Origin of the sequence: Xenorhabdus beddingii (genome assembly GCF_002127545.1) — a bacterium.
In the GTDB taxonomy this organism is placed as follows: domain Bacteria; phylum Pseudomonadota; class Gammaproteobacteria; order Enterobacterales; family Enterobacteriaceae; genus Xenorhabdus; species Xenorhabdus beddingii.
Genome location: NZ_MUBK01000134.1, coordinates 1 through 860, shown reverse-complemented (window position 1 = coordinate 860; position 860 = coordinate 1). Strand labels below are relative to the sequence as shown.

Here is an 860-nt window from a genome sequence, read left to right as displayed (position 1 = left end):
ATAGCCTTTTGTTCCTTTATTTCTCTATTTTTGACGACTTAAAGTTATAAAGGAGCGGCTATGTCATTTCAACTCATCATAAAAGTCGAGCATCGCGTTAAATTATTTAAAATTCAAACGATTAATACCTGCCAGAGAAAAATATTTTTCGGGATAATTTCCATTGGCACAATATCACTTTATTTGTAATCACCTAATGTTACGGGATGGCGCGGAATATTACGGGATAATCATGTTGTCTATAACTATATGATATATAATTAAATTACTCTATGTTATCCCAATATCCTGTTATCCCAACGTTTTTCTCCTGCGTGAGTGTCAATCCTCATCCCTGAAAATCAGCACCACAAACCGTCCCTGAGTGCCATTCACTGAAATGGTTTTACTGATAAAACGGTCTTTCTCCGCTTTAACCAACATTCCGGCCTCTTCTAAGGCTTCAAAGCCGGATTTCTTCTGTAATCCCTGCAATATCTCTGCTTAAAATACACTGGGAATAATATGGTATTCCGCCTGTCCGTCATTACGGCGGTTATGCACCAGATATCCGGTAAGATCGCTAATTCTCATGGCGTGTGAGGTATCAATATCACCATTTGGCCTGCCGTAGGTATAAGGCTGAAAGCGTGACAGCCCGTACTTCTGGATAAAGTCACGAGTTCGCGTGATCACCTGATATTTTTCCCGGTTTCCGATACCAAAATCGGCTAACCAGTCATCGAAACTTTGTTTTATCGCGGCGTGACTCGCTTCTTTACTCCAGCCAGTGATATGGGTTGCCAGCTCTCCAACGGCATCCAGTAACGCGAAACGCATGGCAACGCGCTTGACTTGCGCTGAGGCTTCTTTTGGCAGGC

General features: G+C 42.3%; 1 protein-coding gene and 1 pseudogene. Both read right to left on the bottom strand.

Annotated features, from left to right (window positions below; all coding sequences use genetic code 11):
* Positions 1–321: 321 nt before the first annotated feature.
* Positions 322–474 (bottom strand): hypothetical protein, encoded by a 153-nt coding sequence (locus Xbed_RS20055; protein WP_208612284.1) that lies wholly within the window; start codon positions 472–474, stop codon positions 322–324.
* A 9-nt stretch (positions 475–483) separates the two neighbouring features.
* Positions 484–860: pseudogene (locus tag Xbed_RS18870) on the bottom strand (DUF927 domain-containing protein); the annotation flags it as partial.